Raw genomic sequence first — 21461 nt, forward strand, 5'->3', positions numbered from 1 at the left:
TCAAGGAAGCTGCCCGATGTCCCTTTCCGACCACAACGCCAATCCCTTCAACGCGCTGCCCCCCGTGGTCGTGGCGCTGGCCGTCGCGATCTTTGCGATCGAGCTTGTGTTCCAGGCCGGAACCGCCGGCGTGATCGGCGGCGCGCGCGGCGTCGGCCTGCGGATCGAGGCGCTGAACGGGTTCGCCTTTTCGCCGCAGCGCTGGGACCAAATGGTCGAGGTCGGGCAGTTCCCGCCGCGCCATCTTCTGCGGCTGGTCAGCTATTCCTTCGTGCACCTTGGCTTCACGCACATGCTCTTCGTCGTGGTGTTCCTGCTGGCGATGGGCAAGCTGGTCGCCGAGAGCTTCGCCGCCTGGGCGGTCCTCGCGGTCTGGGCCGTCGCCTCGATTTCCGGGGCCCTGATCTATGGCCTCGTTCCGGGGGCCGAGACGGCGCTCGTCGGGGGCTACCCGGCGGTCTACGGCCTGATCGGGTGCTACACGTTCCTGATGTGGACCGGCCTCGGCGCGCTGGGCGAGCAGCGGATCAGGGCGTTCTCGCTCATCGCGTTCCTTCTGGGCATCCAGCTGGTGTTCGGTCTGCTCTTCGGCGGGTCGGCCACGTGGGTCGCCGACCTTTCGGGGTTCGTCGCGGGCTTCCTGCTGTCCTTCATCGTTTCGCCTGGGGGGTGGAGCCGGGTGATGGCGAAGCTGCGTCAGAGGTAACCTGCTTTCGGCGACGGACCGCGCCCCGGATCTCGCGGAAGGCGACGGCCCCCATCGCGTGACCGATCGCGAAATAGGCCACGGCGCCGCTCGCCACCAGGATCGCCAGCGCCAGCATCTGCCAAGGTCCGCCGAATAGCGGCGCCAGCAACACGTTCAGCACCCAGATCACCACGCCCATGGCGATCGACGCGCCGATCAGGCGGGGCAGGCGGCGGCGGAAGCGGGCATCCGGGCGGGCCGCTTCGCCCATGCTGCGCGCGCCGCGGATCAGCAGGCCCGCCATGACCCAGGCCGCAAGCGTGGTCCCGAGCGCGGCCGCGGGATAGCCGATCACCGGCGCCAGGCCGACGGCGACGACCGCGTTCACCACCAGACTCACCAGCGCGTAGTGAAACGGCGTCCGGGTGTTTTCGCGCGCGAAGTAAAGAGGTTGCCAGACCTTCTGCAGCACGAAGGCGGGCAGCCCCAGCCCATAGATCGCCAGCAGCAGAGCGGTCGCCGCGGTGTCGTCGGCGTCGAACGCGCTGCGCTGGAAAAGGGTCGCGATCAGAGGCACCGGAACAGTGACGAAGGCCACGGTGCAGGGCACGGTCAGGACGAGCGCGAACTCGGCCGCGCGCGACAGGGCGTCCTGACCGCCCGCGTCGTCGCTCGCGCGCAGGCGCCGCGACAGGTCGGGCAGCAGCACAACGCCGATGGCGATGCCGACGACGCCCAGGGGCAGCTGATACAGCCGGTCCGCATACGAGAGCCACGCGATGGCCCCGTCAAAGAAGCTCGCCACCTGGCGCCCGACCAGCAGGTTCACCTGCACGACGCCACCCGCCAGCATGGCCGGCCCCATGATCCGCGCGAGGCGCTTCATCTCGGGCGTGAGGCGGGGCAGGCGGGGATAGAGGGTAAAGCCGGCGCGCGACGCGGCGACCCAGACGAGGCCCAGTTGCAGGATGCCCCCAATCGGCACGGTCCAGGCCAGCGTCAGCCCCGCGGGCCACCCCAGCTGATCGCCGATGATGAGCGCGCTGACGAGTGCAACGTTCAGAAGGACCGGCGCGGCGGCCGCGGCGATGAAACGGTTCGTGGCGTTCAGCACGCCCGACAGCAAGGCCGCCAGCGAGATGAGCAGGATGTAGGGAAAGCAGATCCGCCCGAAGGTCACCGCAAGATCAAAGCGGTTATCCTCGGTGAACCCCGAGGCCATGGCAAAGACCAGCGCAGGCATGGCGACATGGGCTATGATCGACAGAACGATCAGCACGGCCGCAAGGCCCGCAAATGCGTTCTGCGCAAAGGTCTGCGGGTCCTCGCCGCTTTCGACCTTCTTCGAAAACATCGGTACGAAGGCCGTGTTGAACGCGCCTTCGGCAAAGAACCGGCGAAACATGTTAGGCAGCGCGAAGGCCACGAGGAACGCTTCGGCCACGGGGCCCGCGCCCAGGAAGGCCGCGATCATGATGTCGCGCACGAAGCCCAGGACACGCGAGGCCAGCGTCCAGACGCCGACAGTCATGAAGCCGGAAATGAGGCGCGAGGGGGGCATTCGTCTCTCCGAGATGGGCGGTCCGTCGTCCGCTATGGATGCGCCGCACGGGCGAGGCAAGCGGGTGAACGTGGGGGGAAGCCGCCGCCTTCAGGCGCGGGCCCGTTTTGCGCCGGCGTCGATTGCCTCGCGCAGCTTGCGCTCCAGCGCCTTCTGCTTTGCGTCGGTGTAGATCTTCAGCCCGAACATGTCCTTGACGTAGAACGTATCCACGACCTGCGCACCATAGGTCGCGATCACCGCGCTCGCGATCGAGATGTTGCTGTTGGCCAGCACCCGCGTCAGGTCGTGCAGCAGCCCGGGGCGGTCGCGGGTGTCGACCTCGATGATCGTGTAGATCTCGGATCCCTCGTTGTCGAAGGCGATGGAGGTCGGGACGCGGAAGCCACGCTCGCGCTTCTTCAGCTTGTCGCGGCTTTCCATCGCGTCGCGGGCGATGACCTCGCCGCGCAGGGTCTTGTCGATCATCCCCTTCAGGCGGTCGTGGCGGTATGGATCGTAAGGATGCCCGTCGCCGTCCTGCACCCAGAAAACCGCCGTCGCATAGCCGTCCTTCGAGGTGTAGGTTCGCGCATCCACCACGTTCGCGCCCACCAGCGCCAGCGCCCCGGCGAGGCGCGAGAAGATCCCGGGGTGATCGACCATCGCAAAGCAGATGCGGGTGGCGTCGCGGTCCACGTCATCGGTGATGTCGATGCGGATCTGGTTGTCTTCGATGTTGCGCAGCAGGTGCGCGAAGGCCGTGTGGCTCGCGATGCCAAGGCCCTGCCAGTAGGGCGGGTAGTGCCGCGCCGTTTCGGCTCGCAGGTCCTTGGCGGGCCAATCCGACAGCGCCTCGCGCAGGGCACGCTTGGCCTCGTTGCCGCGGTTCTCGCGGTTCAGCGCCTCGAGCCCGTTTTCCAGCGCGAAGGCCGTTTCACGGTGGAGCGTGCGCAGCAGCTGCGCTTTCCAATTGTTCCAGGTGCCGGGACCCACGCCGCGGATGTCGCAGACGGTCAGCAAGGTCAGCAGGTCCAGCCGCTTCTTCGTTCGCACCGCCTTGGCAAAGTCGCGCACCGTGCGCGGGTCGCTCAGGTCGCGCTTCTGGGCCATGTCCGACATCAAGAGATGATAGCGCACCAGCCATTCGACCGTTTCCGTGTCGGCGCGGCTCAGCCCCAGCCGCGGGCACACCTTCCGGGCGATGCGGGCGCCGACGACGGCGTGATCCTCGTCCCGGCCCTTGCCGATGTCGTGCAGAAGCAGTGCGGTGTAGAGAAGCTTCCGCGAGATGCCGCCGTCCACAATGCCGGATGACAGGGGAAGATCGTCGCGATGCTCGCCTGCCTCGATCTCGGAAAGGTGGCGGATGCACTGTATGGTGTGCTCGTCCACCGTGTAGTGGTGGTACATGTTGAATTGCATCATCGCCACGATGGGCTCGAACTCTGGGATGAAGGCGGCCAGCACGCCAAGCTCGTTCATCCGCCGAAGGGCCCGGTCGGGGTTCGGATGCTTCAGCAGCATGTCGAAGAAGATGCGCACCGCCTCCGGGTTGCGCCGCATCTCGTCGTCGATCAGCCGCAGGTTCGCCGCGATCAGGCGCATCGCGTCGGGATGCAGCAGGTAGCCTGTCCGGAGCGCTTCGTCGAAGATACGCAGAAGGTTCAGCTTGTCCGAAAGGAAGGCGTCGGCATCCGCGTATGTCAGGCGGTTCTGCTTCAGGGCGTAGCCCGGCCGCAGCCGCTTGCGCCGGCGGAACAGGCCGATCAGCGCCGGCTCCTGCTTCTTGTGGTCGGCCTCGAGCGCGGTCAGCAGGATGCGCGTCAGTTCGCCCACGCGGGTGGCGTGGCGGAAATAGGCCTGCATGAAATGCTCGACCGCGCGGCGTCCCTTGCCGTCCTGGTAGCCCATGCGCTGGGCGACCTCGACCTGCATGTCGAAGGTCAGCTGATCCTGCGCCCGCCCCGCGATCAGGTGCAGGTGGCAGCGCACGGCCAGAAGGAAGCTCTCGGCCCGGACGAAGCTCTCGAACTCGTGCGCGGTGTAGGTCCCTTTCTGGACGAGGTCGGCGACGTCGGTGACGTGGTTGACGTACTTGGCAATCCAGAACAGCGTCTGAAGATCGCGCAGGCCGCCCTTGCCCTCTTTCACGTTGGGTTCGACCACATAGCGCTGGCCGCCCTGCTTCTGGTGGCGCTCGGTCCGCTCGGCGAGCTTCTGGGTGATGAACTCGGCCTCGGTCCCTTCGAACAGCTCGGACCAGAGACGCGCCTCAAGCTCGTCCGCGATGGGTCGCTCGCCGCAGAGGAAGCGGTGCTCCAGCAGCGCTGTTCGGATCGTCACGTCCTCGCGGCCCAGCCGGATGCAGTCCGTCACCGTGCGCGAGGCATGGCCGACCTTCATCCGCAGGTCCCACAGGATGTAGAGCATCGATTCGATGACGCTCTCGGCCCAGGCGGTCAGCTTCCACGGGCTGAGGAACAGAAGGTCCACGTCGGAAAACGGCGCCATCTCGGCGCGGCCGTAGCCGCCGACCGCGAGGACGGCGAGCCGCTCGCCCTTCGTCGGGTTCGGCTTGGGGTGAAGATGCGTGATGATGAGATCGAAGATCGTTTCGACCAGTCGGTCCGTCAGCCAGGAGTAGGCGGACAGCGTTTCGCGCGATGCGAGGGGCTTGGCGGCGAAGGCCTCGGCAATGCGGGCGCGAGCGGCGTCCTGGACGCGGCGCAGTTCGGCCACGGCGGCCCTGCGCACGGTACTGCTGTCGTCGGGGTCTATCGCGGCCTCGATCGCGGCGCGCACGGTCGGGGCGTCGAAAAGCTCTTCCGCCGGAACGATGAGTCCCGGCGGAAGGCGGTGCGTGTCGTCCGGTCCGGCGGCTTCAGAAGCCCGCGCGACCGGTGCTGGATGGGGCTGGGTCAAGGATGACGACTTCGTTGTTCCGGATTGTGGCGACCGCAAGCGCACGGTCGTTGGTGCCGTTGGGCAGCAGGCGGAAGGCGCCGTACGCCCCTTCGAACCCGTCGCGGCGGGTCAGAGCGCGCTGCGACAGCGCGTCCGAGCGGCCCTCGGCCAGCAGCGTGCTCACGGCGCGCATGCCGTCATAGGCGACGCCCGCCAGCGGGTGCGGGGCCGAGCCGTAGGCGGCGCGGTACTGCGCGTTGAACCGCTCGAGCGCGCTGTTGTCGGGCAGGGCGAAGAGGCCGCCTTGAAGGCCCGGCAGGCTCAGCGCCTCGGGGGCGGCGGACCAGCGGGTCAGACCCAGGTACTGCACCTGCGCCGGGCTGATGCCGTTCTCGGGCAGGGCGGTCGCGAGCAGCGGGAGGTCGGCGTCCACGTTGGCCGTCAGGAACATCGCGGTGGCGCCGGACTCGTTGACGGCCCGGGCGATGCGCGGCGCGGCCTGGGTGATGCCCTGCTGGCTCAGCGGGTAGGACTGCACGGTCGCGACCTCCATGCCTGCCGATTGCGCAGCCTGCAGGATCGCGTCGCGCCCCGCTTCGCCGGCGACGCCTTCGGCATGGACGATGGCGACAGAGGGGCGGCCCTGCTGGCGGGCGAAGCTCGTCAGCCGTTCGGCCACGTCGACAAAGGTCTGCCCGAGCACGAAGACGTTGCCGCCGGCGACCGCAGTGTTGTTCGAAAAGCTCAGAACGTTGATGTTCTGACCCGAGACGACAGGCGTGACGGCGCTGATCGACTGGCTGTAGAGCGGCCCGAGGATGATCTGCGCACCCTCGTTGACCGCCGTGGTCGCGGCGGCCGAAGCGCCCGCGGGCGAGCCGCCGGTGTCATACACCCGCAGGTCGATCTGCGCGCCCGGGGCCGAGGCCATGGCAAGCCGCGCCGCGTTCTCCATCGACGCCGAGACCGAGGCGTCGCCGCCCGAACCGCCCCGCGGCAGCAGAAGCGCCACCGGCACTGGGGCGCTCGTGTCGACCCTCGGGCCGTCGCCACCGGCCCCCGGCCCGGCGACGGGAAGACCTGCGCAGCCTGCCAGTCCGGTCAGAGCGAGGACGAGGCCGACGGCGGCCCGCTTGCGGAGGTCGGAAAGAAAGGCGAACATCACGGGCATCCCTGAGAGTGGAGAACACGGTGAGTTGTATGGAAGCGCGGGGCCGCTGTAAATCGCGAGCCTGCCGATGAGCGGTCTTGCTCCGGGGCTCTACCTCGTCGCCACACCGATCGGCGCGGCGCGCGACATCACACTGCGGGCGCTGGACGTGCTGCGCGACGCCGACATGCTCGCGGCCGAGGACACGCGCGTTCTGCGCCACCTGATGGAGATTCACGGCATCCCGCTCGGCGACCGGCGCCTGGTCAGCTACCACGACCACAACGGAGAGCGCGCCCGGCCGGGCATCCTTGCTGCGCTCGAGGCGGGAAAATCCGTCGCCTACGCGTCCGATGCAGGCACGCCGCTTGTCGCCGACCCTGGATATGCGCTGGCGCGTGACGCGCGGGCCGCGGGATACAAGGTGACCACCGCGCCGGGGCCCTCCGCCGCCCTGGCCGCGCTGAGCCTTTCGGGCCTGCCGACCGACCGCTTCCTGTTCGCGGGGTTCCTGCCGGCCGCCTCCGGCGCCCGGTCTCGCGTGCTGGACGAGTTGGGGCGGACGCCGGCGACGCTGGTCTTTTTCGAGACGGCGCAGAGATGTTCGGCAACCATTAGGGAAATCGTGTCACGGCTGGGGGATCGCGAGGCGGCCCTTTGCCGGGAACTGACCAAGCGATTCGAAGAGGTGCGGCAGGGGCGCCTCTCGGAACTGCTGGAAGGGATCGAGCGCGACCCGCCGCGGGGTGAGATCGTGCTCGTGATCGACCGCGACCGCCGCGAGGCCGGGGAAGACGATATCGAGGCGGCGTTGAAGGAGGCACTCCAGACGATGAGCGTGAAGGACGCGGCCAAGGTGGTTTCGGAGGCGGTCGGTGCGCCGCGACGCGACGTGTACCAGATGGCGCTTCGCCTCGGGCGGGGGGCTTGAGCACGCAGCTTTCTTTCAGGTTTGCGGGGGGCGGTGCCGACCACTGCGGGCAGCGGCGCCCAATGCGCCAGTTGCAGGACGACGTGCCCGATCAGCCCAGACCGACCCCGTCTCAGCCGCCCGAACCTAGCCGTGAGAAGCAGCTTTCGGGCGCGCTTGCCCATCACGCGGGACTCGCCGCCGAAGATCAGGTTGCCCGCGTCTACACCCGCCGCGGCGCCCTTCTCGTAGCGCGGCGATGGCGCTCGCGCTGGGGCGAGATCGACCTGATCTTCCGCGAGGGCGAGCGTGTCGTTTTCGTGGAGGTCAAGCGCGCCAAGCGCCACGGCTGGGCTCTGGAGCGGGTCTCGCCCCGGCAGATTGCGCGGATCCATGCGACGGCCGAGCTTTATCTCGAGGCCGAAGCGAACGGCTCTCTGACCGAGGCGCGGGTGGATGTTGCGACGGTGGACGGGGCCGGCCGGGTGGAGATCCTGGAAAACGCCTTCATGTGATCGGCTTGCCTCGGCGGCCCCGACGGCCCAGATTGCGCTGCGTTCCAGCGTGGAGAAAGCTCGCATGACCCTGTCCGTTGCCATTCAGATGGACCCGATCCAGGCGGTCGATATCGACGCCGACAGCACTTTCCGCTTGGCGGAAGAAGCGCAGGCGCGGGGGCACGAACTTTTCGTTTATACCCCGGACCGCCTTGCCTGGCAGAACGGGCGTGTTCTGGCCCGGGGCTCGGACCTGAAGGTGCAGCGGGTCCGCGGTGACCATGCCCACCTGGGTGAGACGCGCGAGGTCGATCTGGCCGAGTTCGACGTCGTCTGGCTCCGGCAGGACCCGCCCTTCGACATGGGATACATCACAACCACCCACCTGCTCGACGGGCTCGCCGGAAAAGCCTTGGTCGTGAACGATCCGTTCTGGGTGCGGAACTATCCTGAAAAGCTGCTCGTCCTGCAGTTCCCCGACCTCATCCCGCCCACCGTCATCGCGCGGGATCTGGCAGCGCTGCGGGCCTTCAAGGCCGAGCATGGCGACATCATCGTCAAGCCGCTCTTCGGCAACGGCGGCGCCGGTGTCTTTCGCCTGCGGCAGGACGACGGCAACCTCGCCTCGCTGCACGAGCTGTTCTCGGGCATCAACCGCGAGCCGCTCATCGCGCAGAAGTACCTTCCCGCAGTATCGAAGGGGGACAAGCGCATCATCCTCGTCGACGGTGAACCGGCCGGGGCGATCAACCGGGTGCCGCAGACGGGCGAGACGCGGTCGAACATGCATGTGGGCGGGCGTGCCGAGAAGTCCGAGCTGACCGAGCGGGATCGTGAGATCTGTGCGGCAATCGGACCGACCCTGCGCGAGAAGGGCCAGGTCTTCGTCGGTATCGACGTGATCGGCGACTACCTGACCGAGATCAACCTGACCTCGCCCACAGGCATCCAAGAGATGGAGCGGTTCGACGGCTCTAACGTCGCGGGCGCGATCTGGGACGCGATTGAACGTCGTGTCGCAGAGGGCGGCTGAGCGGGCTCAGTCCGTCGACCGCCGGGTGACGAGGCGGTAGGACAGCGCTTCGCCGACATGGTGGCTGCACACCGCCGTCGCGCCTTCGAGGTCGGCGATGGTGCGGGCCACGCGCAGGATGCGGTGATAGCCCCTTGCGGTCAGCCCGAACCGGTCAGCCGCCTTGTGCAGCAGCGCCTTTCCGGCCTCGTCCGGTGCTGCGGCACTGTCAAGCAGCGCGCCGGCGAGATCGGCGTTCACGGTGACGTCCGGGTGGTCGCGGTAGCGCTCGGCCTGCAGGGCGCGCGCGGCAGCGACCCGTGCGGCAACGACGGCCGACGCCTCGCCGGTCGGCGGCAGGTCGAGATCCGAGAACGCCACGGGCGGTACTTCGATTCGCAGGTCGAAGCGATCCATCAGCGGCCCCGAGATGCGCGACATGTAATCCTCGCCGCAGGCGGGGGCGCGGGAACAGGCGTTGCCCGGGTCGAAAAGGTGACCGCACCGGCAGGGATTGGCGGCGGCGACCAGAAGGAAGCGGCACGGGTAGCGGACATGCGCGTTCGCGCGGGAGACGACGACCTCGCCCGTCTCGATCGGCTGGCGCAGGGTTTCGAGCACGGACCGAGCGAATTCAGGGAATTCGTCCATGAAAAGCACCCCGTTATGCGCAAGACTGATCTGGCCCGGTTTCGCGCCCTTTCCGCCGCCCACGATGGCGGCCATCGAGGCGGTGTGGTGCGGTTCCTGGAAGGGGCGGTGGCGGGTGATGCCGCCTTCCTCTACCAGCCCCGCGAGCGAGTGGATCATCGACGTATCCAGCGCCTCGCGCGCGCTCATCGGGGGCATGAGGCCAGGCAGGCGGCGGGCGAGCATCGACTTCCCCGAGCCGGGCGGGCCGACGAAGATCAGGTGGTGACGCCCTGCGGCTGCGATTTCCAGCGCGCGTTTGGCCCGCTCTTGCCCCCGGACCTCGGCGAGATCGGGACCACCTGTCGCCCTCTCGACCTCGCCCGGTTCGGCCGGGGGAAGGGGCCGCTGGCCCGTGAAATGCGCGATGGCGGCGTGAAGCGTATCCGGCGCGAGCACCTGCGCGGCCTCGACCCAGGCGGCCTCTGCCCCGCAGGCCTTTGGACATATGAGGGTGCGGTGACGGCTGGCAGCGTGCAGCGCGGCCGGCAGGGCGCCGATCACGGGCAGCAACGTTCCGTCGAGCGACAATTCGCCGAGGGCGGTCACGCCCTCGACCATCTCGCGTGGCAGGACGTCGATGGCTGCCAAGAGCGCGAGGGCAATGGGCAGGTCGAAATGCGACCCCTCCTTCGGCAGGCCGGCCGGCGACAGGTTCACGATCACCCGCTTGGACGGCAACGCGATCGACATGGCCTGGAGCGCCGAGCGCACCCGGTCCCGCGCCTCACTGACCGCCTTGTCCGGCAGGCCGACGATAGAAAATCCGGGCATGCCGGCGGCCATGGCGCACTGCACCTCGACCTCTCGGGTCTCGATGCCCTCGAAGGCGACGGTGTAGGCGCGGGCGGTCATGCGCCTCGGTAGCGTCACTCTGCTTAGCGGACGGTTAACGCTTGGCCGCGATCTCCTTTGGCCACTCTCTGCGGGGGTAGGGCTGGCGATAGACCGTCTCGTGCAGGTCCGCCCCCTCGCGCAGGCCCGATACCCGCCATGCAACGAAGGCATCATCCTGCAGGTGGCGCGTGGCGTAAGCGGCCGCGGTCGGACCGACAGGCAGACCGTAGCCCGCGATGCGCGCAGCCACGGGCGCGAAGAAGGCGTCGGCAACCGACCACTCGCCCGCGAGCCACGGCCCCCCAGATCGGTCGAGCGCGTCGCTCCAGAGAACCTCGAGCCGGTCGAGATCGGCGGCCAGATCGTCCGGCACCGGCACGTCGTCATAAGCCACCCGCAGGCACATCGGGCAGCGGGACCGCAGCGCCGTGAACGAAGCGTGCATCTCGGCCGCCAGCGAACGGGCGAGGATGCGCAACGCCGGATCTGCGGACCAGAGGGGCAGGTCCGGATGGCGCGAGGCAAGCTCTTCGGCGATGGCTAACGTGTCGCGGATCACCGTGCCGTCCGGGGCGACGAGGACGGGAACCGTCCGCGCCGGCGGCAACCCGATCTGCATGGGCAGTGGCGGGTTCTCGTAGATGCGGTGGATCACGAGGTCATGCGGGATGTCGAAGCGCGCCAGGATCAGGCCCGCGCGCATCGACCACGAGGAATAGCCGGGATCGGCGATGTGCAGAATGTAACGCATGGCAGGGAGGTTGCGCGAACCTCGGCCGCCCGTCCAATTGCGAAATGTGCGTGGCGTCATCACGTTGTCACCGCCTAGGGCGCACCATGTCTTTTGCAACATTTGTCGGGAACTTTCCGCGGCTGCCGCGCCTTAATGCTTCGAACGCGCGGATCAAGGCACAGGGCCCTCGACCGAGAACAACACGCGCGCCTACGAAAACACTTGGGGAGCAAGACACGTGGCTTTCGATGGATTTTCCGATCAGACGCTATCGCGCCGAGCGATGCAGGCAGAGCTTCTGGACGCCGAAACCGAACTGCGGCTGGCCTACGCCTGGCGCGATCACCGCGACGAAGCGGCGCTGCACCGGCTGATCACAGCCTACATGCGCCTCGCGATCTCGATGGCCGCGAAGTTCAAGCGTTACGGCGCGCCGATGAACGACCTCATCCAGGAGGCCGGATTGGGCCTCATGAAGGCGGCCGACAAGTTCGACCCCGACCGCGGCGTGCGCTTTTCGACCTATGCCGTCTGGTGGATCAAGGCGTCGATCCAGGACTACGTGATGCGCAACTGGTCGATGGTTCGTACCGGCTCGACCTCGTCGCAGAAGTCGCTGTTCTTCAACATGCGGCGCGTTCAGGCCCGGCTTGAGCGCGAGGCCGCGGCCCGCGGCGAGCGGCTGGACCGGCAGAAGATGCGCGAGATGATTTCGACGGAGGTTGGAGTGCCCCTCCACGACGTCGAAATGATGGAAGGGCGGCTTGCCGGCTCCGACTTCTCGCTGAATGCCACTCAGTCGACCGAGGACGAAGGCCGTCAATGGATCGACGCGCTCGAAGACGATGCGGCGCAGGCCGACGAAACGGTAAGCCACGCCAAGGATGTCGACACGCTGCGGATCTGGCTGGTCGAGGCGATGCAGCAACTCAACGACCGCGAGCGCTTCATCGTTCGCGAGCGCAAGCTGCGCGACCAGCCCCGGACGCTGGAAAGTCTGGGCACCGAACTCGGGCTGTCGAAAGAGCGGGTCCGCCAGCTCGAGGCGGCGGCGTTCGGCAAGATGCGCAAGTCGCTCGAGACGCAATGCTCCGAGGTTCACAACTTCCTGTCGTGATGGACACACTTAGGAATGACGGCCGGGTCCGTATCGCCCGTGCCGCCTGTCTCGGCGCCGCCCTCCTATCCCTCGGGGCGGCGCCGACGTTTTCGCAAGACCTTGTGCCCGGTGCCGACATCGTCGTCATGGGTGAAGAGCACGACGTCCCCGAGCATCACCTGAACCAGGCACGCTGGATTGAAGAGCTGCGGCCTGCAGCCGTCGTGTTCGAGATGCTGCCCCCCGAACTTGGCCCCGTCGCCACGGACATGGCCGGAGCACCGCCCGAAGAGCTGGGCCCGGCGCTGCAGTGGGAAGAGCGCGGCTGGCCCGACCTCGCCCTATACGCGCCGATCTTTGAAGCGGCGGAAGACGCACGCATCGTCGGGGCCGAAGTCTCGCGCGCTGATCTGCGCCTTTCAGTTCGCGAAGGGGCCGCGGCGGCCCTCGACGGAGGCATGGCTTTCGGCCTGTCCGAGCCTCTTTCCGAGGATGAACGCGATGTCCGGATGAACCGAGCAGGCCGAAGCGCATTGCGGCCTTCTGCCCGACGAGATGCTGCCCGGCATGGTCGAGGCGCAGCGCCTGCGCGACGCCATGCTCGCGCAGGCGGCCTTGAATGCGTTTGATGACACGGGCGGGCCGGTGGCGATCATCACCGGAAACGGTCACGCGCGGACGGATCGCGGCGTGCCGGCGTTGTTGGCGCGCGCCCGGCCAGAGCTGTCGGTGTTGTCCGTCGGGCAGACCACGGATGAAACCGTTGCCCCCTTCGACATGGTTGTGATGACCGAGCCACCGGCGGGTCGCGACGCCGATCCCTGCGCGGCGCTGCGCTAGCTTGTGGCCGTGCAGCCGGCGCAATAGGGTCCCGCCATGCTGACAGGCAAACGCATCCTCCTCATCATCGGCGGCGGTATCGCGGCCTACAAGTCACTCGACCTGATCCGCCGCCTGCGCCGGGCGGGAGCGGCGGTGACGCCGGTTCTGACGCGTGCGGGAGCGGAATTCGTGACGCCGCTCTCGGTCTCGGCCCTCGCCGGCGAGAAGGTCTACGCCGATCTGTGGGACCTGACCGACGAAGCCGAGATGGGGCACATCCAGCTCAGCCGCGTGGCCGACCTGATCGTCGTGGCCCCCGCGACGGCGGATCTGATGGCGAAGATGGCGCAGGGCCGGGCTGACGACCTCGCCTCGACGCTTCTGCTCGCGACCGACACGCCGGTCCTGATCGCGCCGGCGATGAACGTGCGGATGTGGCAGCATCCGGCAACCCAGCGAAACCTCGCGACCCTTCGCGGCGATGGCGTGCGGACCGTCGGGCCCGAGGTCGGCGATATGGCCTGCGGAGAATACGGCCCCGGCCGCATGACCGAGCCCGCGGACATCGTGACTGCGATCGAGGCGCAGTCCGAGGGCGGACCGCTTGCCGGGCGGCACGTGCTGGTCACCAGCGGCCCGACGCACGAACCCATCGACCCGGTGCGCTACATCGCCAATCGCTCGTCGGGGGCGCAGGGCACGGCGATTGCGCGGGCGGCACTGCATGCGGGCGCCCGGGTCAGCTTCGTGACGGGCCCGGCCAGCGTGCCGCCACCCGAGGGCGTGGACGTGATCCGCGTCGAGACGGCGCGCCAGATGCGCGAGGCGGTGCTGGCTGCGCTGCCGGCCGATGTGGGCATCTTCGCCGCAGCGGTGGCCGACTGGCGCATGGCGTCGCCGTCGGATCGCAAGATGAAGAAGACCGGCGGCAGCCTGCCGGTGCTGGAGTTCGCCGAGAATCCCGACATCCTGGCCGAGGTGTCGCGCCATGCCCAGCGCCCGGCCCTTGTCGTCGGCTTTGCGGCCGAGACGCATGACGTGGCCGATCACGCCCGTGCCAAGCGCGAACGGAAGGGCTGCGACTGGATCCTCGCGAACGATGTCTCCGACGGGACGGGCATCATGGGCGGGACCGAGAACGCCGTCACCCTGATCACCGCCGACGGGTCCGAGGACTGGCCGCGCGCCGGCAAGGAAACCGTGGCCGCCCGCCTCATCGACCGGATTGCCGCCGCGCTTTCCGGCGGAACGTCGGAATAGGTCATGCGGGGCGGCTCCACGGCCGCGGGACCGGACCGAAAGATCGGAAAAGTGAACCTACGCCACGCCGGTCGAGCCGAAGCCGCCGCTGCCGCGCACCGTGTCCGAGAGGGTCTCGACTTCTTCGACGGCATAGCGGCGGACGTCGGCGATGACAGCCTGGGCGATACGGTCTCCGTGACGGATCGTGAACGGCTTGGTCCCGAGGTAGTAGAGCCCGACCATGATCTCGCCCCGGTAATCCTCGTCCACCGTGCCGGGGGCGTTCGGGATGATGAACCCGTACTTGAGCGACAGCCCCGACCGCGGGCGCACCTGCATCTCGGTCCCCGGGGGCAGAGCGACGGCAAAGCCCGTGGGGATCAGCCGCAGGGTGCCGTGTTCGAAGACGGCATCACCATCCGGAAGGCAGGCACGCAGATCCATGCCGGCCGCGCCGGCGGTCGCGTAGCCGGGCAGAGGTAGGTCGTCGTTCCCCGGCATGCGCCGGAACTGGATGATGTTCGCCATGTGCCGCTCTCCGCTTCGTTGCGGCAGTGCTAGCCTTGGGCGACGCGCACGTCACCCCCCGGCGTCATGCGCGGCGATGCGATCGGCAAAGGCCGTCAGCAGTCGGTGCTTGAGTATCTTGCCGGTCGAGGCCGCCGGAAGGGCATCGACCACGAAGATCGCGCTGGGCCGCTTGTAGGCCGACAGGCGCTCGCGTGCAAAATCCGCCAGCACCGTCGGATCGACGCCGGGCCGGGCGGGCTGGACGAAGGCCAGCACATCCTCGTTCCCGTTGCGGGGCCGGCCGATGACGGCGCATTGCACGACGTCGGGGTGGTCGTTCAGCGCGGCCTCGACCTCGGGCGGGTGGACGTTGAAGCCCGAGCGGATGATCAGCTCTTTCTTGCGGCCGGCGATGTGCAGGCGCCCCGCCTCGTCGATCCGACCAAGGTCGCCCGTCTTGAGCCATCCGTCGGGGTCAAGCACCTCTGCGGTCAGATCAGGTGCATGGTAGTAGCCCTTCATCACGTGAGGGCCGCGCGTCTCGATCTCGCCGATGCCTTCGGAGTCCGGGGAGACGATGCGGATTTCGCAGCCGGGCAGGGGCGGCCCGACCGAGGTGTCGGGATCGCCGATCTCGTTGCGGGTCGCACAGATGCCGGCGGTGGATTCGGTCATCCCATAGCCGTTCTGCAGGGGCAGGCCATAGAACGCCTCGGCCTTGCGCTTCCACGCTGGGTCAAGTGGCGCGGCGCCCGACGAGACATAGCGCAGCTTGCCGCCTGTCAGCCGCTCGATCCCCTGCGCGGCGGTGTGGGCCATCAGCACGGCGTGCATCTGCGGCACGGCCGGCAGCACGGACACGCCGTCCTGAAGCGCCGCCAGCAGCTTGTCGGGCGCAAACCGCGCCTCGAGCTGCACCTCGGCGCCGGCCACGGCGCCGGCCGTCAGCATTGAGGCTAGGCCGAACACGTGGGTCAGGGGCAAGGCGCCGTAAAGCCGCTCGTCCGGGGCCATCCCGCGCAGCTCGGCCGAGGCATGGCCGGCGAAATCAAGGTTGCCGTGGGTCAGCATGACGCCCTTGGGATCACCAGTGGTCCCCGTCGTATAGAGCACCACGGCGGTGTCGTCGCCGGGTTCGGCCGGCGCGTCGGGATCTCTGGTGAGGGCGATCTCGCCGTAGGGCGTCCGAAGCCGCGGGGCCTCGCCGGCATGGGCAACCGCGGCGGGCGAGGCGCCGGTGGTGAAGATCGTGACGCGGGGGCGGCAATGGGCGGTGACGCGATCGATTTCGGGGGCCGTCATCCGCGCGTTCACGGGCACGAGGCGCGCGCCGATCCGGCTTGTGCCGAACACTAGCGCGGCAAGCGCGGCGCAATTCTCGGCCACCGCCATGACGCGGTCGCCGGCGCCGACGCCGTGGTCGGTCAGCAACGTCGCGGCGGATTCGGTCGCGGCCTTGTACCGGGCCCAGTCGAACGCGATCCCGTCGCTGTCGCGCAGCGCGGGCCCGTCCGGGCGTTCGGCGGCGTGGCGGTCGATATGGGCGTGGATCTGCGTCATTTGCGGTGCTTTCCCCAGTCTGGCTGGCGCTTTTCGAGGAAGGCCGAGATTCCCTCGGCCGCCTCGGGCGTGCCCTGCGCGCGGGCCATCGCGTCGCGCTCCGCGTCGAGTTGCTCGTCCGGATTGCGGTCGAAGGCGGCGTGGGCCAGCGCCTTGATCCGCATCTGCGTCGCGCGGGGGCCGTGGCCCAGCCGGTGCGCGTGGTGGCGCGCGGCGTCGAGTGTGCCGCCCGTCGCCGTCAGTTCGGATACCGCACCCAAGGCGTAGAGGCGCGTGGCGGAAATGCTGTCACCGTGCAGCAGCAGGGGCAGCACCGTTGCCGGCGGCAAAAGCCGCGCGAGCTTGTGCGTCAGGCCGCCGTCTGGCGTGAGGCCGGCGCGGATATAGGCGGCCGTGAACTGTGCGTCCTCGGCGGCCACCACGATGTCGCAGGCCAGCGCGAGGGCAAAGCCCGCCCCCGCGGCGCCGCCCTCGACCGCGGCGATCACGGGGGCGGGGCAGGCGCGGATCGCGCGGATCACGTCGTGCAACGCTTCGATCTTCTCGGCCCGCTCGCGTTTCGGCAGATCGGCGCGGGTGGCGAGCGCGTTCAGGTCGCCGCCCGACGAGAAGTAGTTCCCTGCGCCGGCAAGGATCACCGCACCCACATCGCCGTCCGCTGCTGCGCAGGCGAGCGCGTCGCGGAGAGTTGCGTAGTAGTCCGTCGTCAGCGCGTTGCGGCGGTTCGGGTTGTCGTTCCAGACGATCAGCGCATGGTGGCCGGTCTCGATCCTTCCTGTCATGCCGCGCGCAATCCCGCGAACCGGGCGCGGTGGAAAAGCGCGTCGCCAAAGCGGTGGTGCACCATCGTCAGTCGCTGCACGAAGTGGCCGAGGTCGTATTCCTGCGTGATGCCGATGCCGCCATGCATCTGGATCGACTCCTCGACCACCTGCTTGGCGACGCGCGATGTCAGCTCTTTCGCGGCTGAGACGTGGATCTCGCGCGTGGTGCGGTCGGCGTCGAGATGCCCCGCAAGGTTGATCACGGCCGAACGGACCTGCTCGATCTCGATCAGCAGGTCGGCCATGCGGAAAGCGAGGGCCTGGAACTTGATCAGCGGCTGACCGAATTGCGTGCGACTTTGCAGGTAATCGGCGGTCAGGTCGCGGATGCGCTCCATCAGGCCCAGGGCCTCGGCGCACTGGGCGGCGATCCCGCGGGCGATCGCCAGCTCGATGTCGGGGAAGGCGTGGCCGGCTTCACCCAGCAGAGACTCGCCCGGCAGGCGAAGGTCCTCCATCACGATTTCGGCCGCGCTGCCGCCGCCGGTCAGGGGGTAGTCGCGCAGCTTAACCGCGTCCCGCGGCACGAGGAACAGCGACAGCCCATCTTCGTCGCCGGTGTACCCCGCGGTGCGGGCCGAGACGACGAGGAAGTCGGCCGCCCCGCCGTTCACCACGACGGTTTTGCGCCCGGTCAGGACCCAATCGTCGCCGTCCTGCCGCGCGGTCGTCGCGACGCGAGCAAGGTCGAAGCGCGCGCCGGGCTCGGAATGGGCGAAGGCCAACTGCGTGCCGCCGGCGATGACCTCTTCGATATGCGCCTTCTGCCCGACATTGCCGAGCTCGGCGATCAGGCGGCCGGCGATCAGGCTTTCCATCAGCGGCTCGGGAGCGCCGGCGCGGCCAGTCTCTTCGAACGCCACCATGATGTCGTAGCCGGCCCCGCCGAATCCGCCCTGGTCTTCGGTAAAGAGCGCGCCGATCACGCCCATCTCGGCCAGTGCGTTCCAGGTGCGTTCGGACCACGGGGTCTCGTCGTGGATGATCTCTTTCAGGTCGACGGTATCGGCCAGCATGCGGCGCAGGCCGTCCTGCAGCATCTGACGTTCTTCTGTCAGTTCAAAGCGCATGGTTCAGGCCCCCAGCTTGGTCTTGGCGATGATTTGCCGCTGCACCTCGTTCGATCCGCCATAGATCGAGAGCTTGCGGTTGTTGAAATAGCCGGGCGTCGCCGCGGTCGCGTAGTCGGGGCCGGGCGCCTCGACATTCGAGCCGGGCTCCAGCGCTTCGGACACGAAGGGCATGGCCTGGGGTCCGCAGGCGAGGCGCGTCAGGTCGTTCAATTCCTGCCGGATGGTGGTGCCCTTGACCTTCAGCATTGAGCTTTCGACGCCCGGCGCGTTGCCCGCGGCAGCAGCCGAGACGACGCGAAGGTTGGTGGTGGCCATCGCCATCAGGTCGATCTCGAGCCGTGCGATCTCGGCGGAAAAAAGCGGGTCCTCGATCAGCGGCTTGCCGTTCTGATACTCGAGCCCCGCGATCCGCTTGAGATTCGCGAGCGCCTCCGAGCAGTAGCCGACGCCCGCGATGTTGGTCCGCTCGTGCGTCAGCAGGTACTTGGCGATCGTCCAGCCCTGGTTCTCTTCGCCCACGAGGTTCTCGACCGGCACGCGCACGTCCTTGAACCAGACCTCGTTCACCTCGGCGCCGCCGTCGATCAGGACGATCGGGCGCACCTCGATTCCGGGATCGTTCATGTCGATCAGCAGGAAGCTGATCCCCTCCTGCTTCTTGCCTTCCTTCGAGGTGCGCACGAGGCAGAAGATGTGGTCGGCATATTGCGCCAGGGTGGTCCAGGTCTTCTGGCCGTTGACGATGTAGTGGTCGCCGTCCCGCTCGGCCGTGGTCTTGAGCGAGGCAAGGTCGGATCCCGCGCCGGGCTCGGAATAGCCCTGGCACCACCAGTCCTCGCCCGACAGGAGCCGCGGCAACCAGTAGTTCTTCTGCTCGTCCGAGCCGAACTTCATCAGCACCGGGCCCAGCATCGCAACGCCGAAGGGCACGACGCGGGGAGCATGGGCGCGGGCGGTCTCTTCCTCGAAGATGTGCCGCTCGACCGGGTCCCAGCCCGAGCCGCCGTATTCCTTGGGCCAGTGACCGGCGAACCAGTTCCGCTCTTGCAGGGCGGCGTGCCATTGCTCGTGGTCTTCCTTGGTCAGGCGCTGGCCGAGGCGCACGCGTTCGGAGATGTGCTCGGGCAGGCGGTCCCTGAGGAAGGCGCGCAGGTTCTGGCGGAACGTCTCGTGCTTGTCGCTGTAGGTCAGATCCATCGGGGATCTCCTTTCGCTTGTTTGTCGGTCAACGCCGGGCGGGGCCGGGGGCGTGGCCGAGGGCGGTTTCAAGCTCGCGCACGGAGGCGCGAAGGGCAGGGCCGACCTCGGTCTCCATCCGGGCCACGGTCAGGTCCTCGGGCAGGGCGCCGCAGGTGAAGACGACGGGCTCGGTCAGGTCGCGGGGATGGAACGGGGTCGAGACGGCGTGGATGTTGGCAGCGAAGTATTCGGCCGGGTCGGTGATCACGAAGCCCCGCGCGAAGAGCTGGTCGTAGGCACCGGCACGGATCGCGGTCGCCGTGTCGATGGTCAGGCCGCGGTCGCCCTGCGCCTCGTCGGCGACGCGGGGCAGCACGTCTTCGGGCACTGCGGCGAGGTAGCAGGCCCCCGAGGACGAGCCCCGGATCGGCACCCGGTGCCCCACATCGAGCCAGATCGACGACACGCCCGCCGGTCGCCAGACCTTGGTCAGCAGAAGCCGCCCGCGGTCGCGGACGCCCAGCAGGGTCAGCGTCCGCGTCTCGTCCGCAAGGCGCTGCATGATCGGGCCGGCAAGCTCCACGAACCCGATCGAGGCCGCGGCCACGTTGCCAAGCGCCAGCAGCGCCGGACCGGGACGGTAGCGCTCGCCGTGGCGGGCATGGGTCAGATAGCCCAGCGAGTGCAGGGTGTAGGTCAGCCGGGAAACGGTGCTTTTCGGCAGGCCCGTCCTCTCGGCGATCTCGGCGTTGCCAAGGCCGTCATCGGCGGGTCGGAAGGCACGCAGAACCGACAGGCCGCGGGCGAGAGTCGTGGCAAAGCGGCGGTCTGCGGTCGAAAGGTCGGTCATTGCATCGTCGCCGGGATCAGGAGGGACAGGGCGGGCACGGCCATGATGATGCCCAGCACGATGATGTCGATCGACAGGAACCGCACGAGGCCCGAGAAGATGCGGTCGATGGGGACTTCCTTGCCCACGACCGAGGATATGACGAACACGTTCAGCCCCACGGGCGGCGTGATCAGCCCGATCTCGAGCAGTTTTACCACCACCACGCCGAACCAGATGAGGTCGAGACCGTAATTTTCGATCAGCGGCACCATGAGCGGCAGGGTCAGCACCATGATCCCGATTGGGTCGAGGAACATGCCGAGCGCCAGGTAGATCAGCGCAATCACGATCATCAGGACGGCGACATTCGGCTCGGCCGAGGTGACTGCGCCGACGATCTCGGGCGCGACACGGGTCAGGGCGATGAAGGCCACGAAGATTTTGGCCGCCGCGGCGATGAGGAAGATCGACGTGGTCTGGATCGCTGTCTCGCGCAGTGCGGCCCAAAGCCCGGCAAGCGTCAGCTTGCGCTGCAGGAAACCCGTCAGCGTCACCAGCGCCACGGAAATCGCTGCGGCTTCGGTGGCGGTGAAGATGCCCCCGTAGATGCCGCCGACGATGACGACGAACAGGGCGGCGGCGGGCCAGGCCTTTACCGCGGCCTGCCAGCGCTCGGCGCCGGTGATGGTGCCCTCGTAGCGCGGCGCATCCTGGGGTCGTTGCCGGACCCACAGCCAGATGACCAGCAGGAATCCGGCAAGGCTGAGGATGCCCGGCAGGACTCCGGCAAGGAACAGGGCCGAAATCGACGTCTCGGTGAAGATACCGTAGATGATGAACAGGACCGAGGGCGGGATCAGCGATCCCAGCGTGCCGCCCGCCGCAACGGATGCCGTCGCGAGGCGCTTGTCATAGCCCATCGACAGCATCTCGGGCGAGCAGATCCGGCCCATCGTCGAGGCACAGGCGATGGAGCTGCCCGAGATCGCCGAGAACCCGCCGCACCCGACGACGCTGGCCATCGCTACGCCGCCAGGGATCTTGGCCAGCCACACGCGCGCGGCGTGATAGATCGCGGTCGTGATCTCGGCACGGTAGGCGATGTGCCCGAGCGCGACGAAGAGCGGGATCATCGACAGGTCGTAGCTGTGAATCAGGTCGAACGAGTTCGAGAACACCAGGCTCGAGGTTGGCCGGATGGCGCGATCCGGCGTGAAGCTGCCCGTGCGGAACGCGAACAAGACGAACGTACCAACTGTCGCCACGGCGGCCAGCGCGAAGGCGATGGGGACGCGGATCGCCAGAAAACCGAGGACCGCCGCAAATGCGACGATTCCGACGAGAGTGCCGTCCATG

20 protein-coding genes are annotated in these 21461 nt (G+C 68.2%); 8 read left to right on the forward strand and 12 right to left on the reverse strand.

Annotated elements, in window-relative coordinates:
• The first annotated feature begins 16 nt into the window (after positions 1–16).
• Positions 17–706 carry a rhomboid family intramembrane serine protease gene (locus ACFDS3_RS04765; protein ID WP_375261202.1) on the forward strand — a complete coding sequence of 230 codons (690 nt, stop codon included), beginning with the start codon at positions 17–19 and terminating at the stop codon, positions 704–706.
• On the opposite strand, the gene murJ is transcribed toward ACFDS3_RS04765, so the two are convergent.
• From murJ to ACFDS3_RS04780, 3 genes are all read right to left on the reverse strand, one after another.
• Complete coding sequence (murJ, locus tag ACFDS3_RS04770) at positions 651–2249, reverse strand: murein biosynthesis integral membrane protein MurJ (protein WP_375261203.1); 1599 nt, start codon at positions 2247–2249, stop codon at positions 651–653. The two genes, ACFDS3_RS04765 and murJ, sit on opposite strands and share 56 nt — an antisense overlap.
• Positions 2250–2339: 90 nt before the next feature.
• On the reverse strand, positions 2340–5153 hold the full coding sequence (locus ACFDS3_RS04775) for a [protein-PII] uridylyltransferase (RefSeq protein ID WP_375261204.1): 2814 nt from the start codon (positions 5151–5153) through the stop codon (positions 2340–2342).
• A complete protein-coding gene (locus ACFDS3_RS04780) occupies positions 5113–6297 on the reverse strand; it encodes a penicillin-binding protein activator (RefSeq protein ID WP_375261205.1) in 1185 nt (394 codons plus the stop codon). The genes ACFDS3_RS04775 and ACFDS3_RS04780 overlap by 41 nt, the downstream gene beginning before the upstream one ends.
• Before the next feature lie 76 nt (positions 6298–6373).
• Here ACFDS3_RS04780 and rsmI point away from each other — a divergent pair, with 76 nt between their 5' ends.
• The 3 genes from rsmI to gshB all read left to right on the forward strand — a co-directional run bounded on the left by rsmI (position 6374) and on the right by gshB (position 8725).
• On the forward strand, positions 6374–7216 hold the full coding sequence (gene rsmI, locus ACFDS3_RS04785) for a 16S rRNA (cytidine(1402)-2'-O)-methyltransferase (RefSeq protein ID WP_375261206.1): 843 nt from the start codon (positions 6374–6376) through the stop codon (positions 7214–7216).
• 62 nt (positions 7217–7278) lie between these two features.
• Positions 7279–7710, forward strand: coding sequence for a YraN family protein (locus ACFDS3_RS04790; RefSeq protein ID WP_375261207.1), 432 nt, complete (start codon positions 7279–7281; stop codon positions 7708–7710).
• 70 nt (positions 7711–7780) lie between these two features.
• The gene (gene gshB, locus ACFDS3_RS04795) at positions 7781–8725 is read left to right on the forward strand and encodes a glutathione synthase (RefSeq protein ID WP_375261248.1); all 945 of its coding nucleotides are present in this window, start codon (positions 7781–7783) and stop codon (positions 8723–8725) included.
• Positions 8726–8731: 6 nt separating this feature from the next.
• On the opposite strand, the gene ACFDS3_RS04800 is transcribed toward gshB, so the two are convergent.
• Both ACFDS3_RS04800 and ACFDS3_RS04805 read right to left on the reverse strand, forming a co-directional pair.
• Positions 8732–10249, reverse strand: coding sequence for a YifB family Mg chelatase-like AAA ATPase (locus tag ACFDS3_RS04800; RefSeq protein WP_375261208.1), 1518 nt, complete (start codon positions 10247–10249; stop codon positions 8732–8734).
• Positions 10250–10283: 34 nt separating this feature from the next.
• Complete coding sequence (locus ACFDS3_RS04805; RefSeq protein WP_375261209.1) at positions 10284–10982, reverse strand: glutathione S-transferase; 699 nt, start codon at positions 10980–10982, stop codon at positions 10284–10286.
• A gap of 220 nt (positions 10983–11202) precedes the next feature.
• Here ACFDS3_RS04805 and ACFDS3_RS04810 point away from each other — a divergent pair, with 220 nt between their 5' ends.
• Genes ACFDS3_RS04810 through coaBC form a run of 4 tightly spaced genes read left to right on the forward strand, consistent with a single transcriptional unit; the run spans position 11203 to position 14145 of the window.
• Positions 11203–12081 carry an RNA polymerase factor sigma-32 gene (locus ACFDS3_RS04810; protein WP_375261210.1) on the forward strand — a complete coding sequence of 293 codons (879 nt, stop codon included), beginning with the start codon at positions 11203–11205 and terminating at the stop codon, positions 12079–12081.
• Entirely contained in the window at positions 12081–12692 is a 612-nt protein-coding gene (locus ACFDS3_RS04815; RefSeq protein ID WP_375261249.1) for a ChaN family lipoprotein, read from the forward strand. Before ACFDS3_RS04810 ends, ACFDS3_RS04815 begins: the two co-directional genes overlap by 1 nt.
• Entirely contained in the window at positions 12631–12903 is a 273-nt protein-coding gene (locus ACFDS3_RS04820) for a ChaN family lipoprotein (protein WP_375261211.1), read from the forward strand. Before ACFDS3_RS04815 ends, ACFDS3_RS04820 begins: the two co-directional genes overlap by 62 nt.
• A gap of 36 nt (positions 12904–12939) precedes the next feature.
• Positions 12940–14145: a bifunctional phosphopantothenoylcysteine decarboxylase/phosphopantothenate--cysteine ligase CoaBC gene (coaBC, locus tag ACFDS3_RS04825; RefSeq protein WP_375261212.1), complete on the forward strand. Its 1206-nt coding sequence runs from the start codon at positions 12940–12942 to the stop codon at positions 14143–14145.
• A 57-nt stretch (positions 14146–14202) separates the two neighbouring features.
• Here coaBC and dut read toward each other — a convergent pair whose 3' ends face one another.
• From dut to ACFDS3_RS04860, 7 genes are read right to left on the reverse strand one after another with little or no spacing between them, the layout of a single operon-like run.
• Positions 14203–14655: a dUTP diphosphatase gene (gene dut / locus ACFDS3_RS04830; RefSeq protein ID WP_375261213.1), complete on the reverse strand. Its 453-nt coding sequence runs from the start codon at positions 14653–14655 to the stop codon at positions 14203–14205.
• A gap of 51 nt (positions 14656–14706) precedes the next feature.
• A complete protein-coding gene (locus ACFDS3_RS04835; RefSeq protein WP_375261214.1) occupies positions 14707–16197 on the reverse strand; it encodes a class I adenylate-forming enzyme family protein in 1491 nt (496 codons plus the stop codon).
• The gene (locus ACFDS3_RS04840; RefSeq protein ID WP_375261215.1) at positions 16194–16979 is read right to left on the reverse strand and encodes an oxepin-CoA hydrolase, alternative type; all 786 of its coding nucleotides are present in this window, start codon (positions 16977–16979) and stop codon (positions 16194–16196) included. The genes ACFDS3_RS04835 and ACFDS3_RS04840 overlap by 4 nt, the downstream gene beginning before the upstream one ends.
• A complete protein-coding gene (locus ACFDS3_RS04845) occupies positions 16976–18091 on the reverse strand; it encodes an acyl-CoA dehydrogenase family protein (RefSeq protein ID WP_375261216.1) in 1116 nt (371 codons plus the stop codon). Before ACFDS3_RS04845 ends, ACFDS3_RS04840 begins: the two co-directional genes overlap by 4 nt.
• 3 nt (positions 18092–18094) lie before the next feature.
• The gene (locus ACFDS3_RS04850) at positions 18095–19291 is read right to left on the reverse strand and encodes an acyl-CoA dehydrogenase family protein (protein ID WP_375261217.1); all 1197 of its coding nucleotides are present in this window, start codon (positions 19289–19291) and stop codon (positions 18095–18097) included.
• Between the two features lie 28 nt (positions 19292–19319).
• The gene (locus ACFDS3_RS04855; RefSeq protein ID WP_375261218.1) at positions 19320–20123 is read right to left on the reverse strand and encodes an IclR family transcriptional regulator; all 804 of its coding nucleotides are present in this window, start codon (positions 20121–20123) and stop codon (positions 19320–19322) included.
• The gene (locus tag ACFDS3_RS04860) at positions 20120–21460 is read right to left on the reverse strand and encodes a TRAP transporter large permease (RefSeq protein ID WP_375261219.1); all 1341 of its coding nucleotides are present in this window, start codon (positions 21458–21460) and stop codon (positions 20120–20122) included. The genes ACFDS3_RS04855 and ACFDS3_RS04860 overlap by 4 nt, the downstream gene beginning before the upstream one ends.
• Position 21461 lies beyond the last annotated feature (1 nt).

Origin of the sequence: Palleronia sp. (assembly GCF_042089775.1) — a bacterium.
Classification (GTDB): domain Bacteria; phylum Pseudomonadota; class Alphaproteobacteria; order Rhodobacterales; family Rhodobacteraceae; genus Palleronia.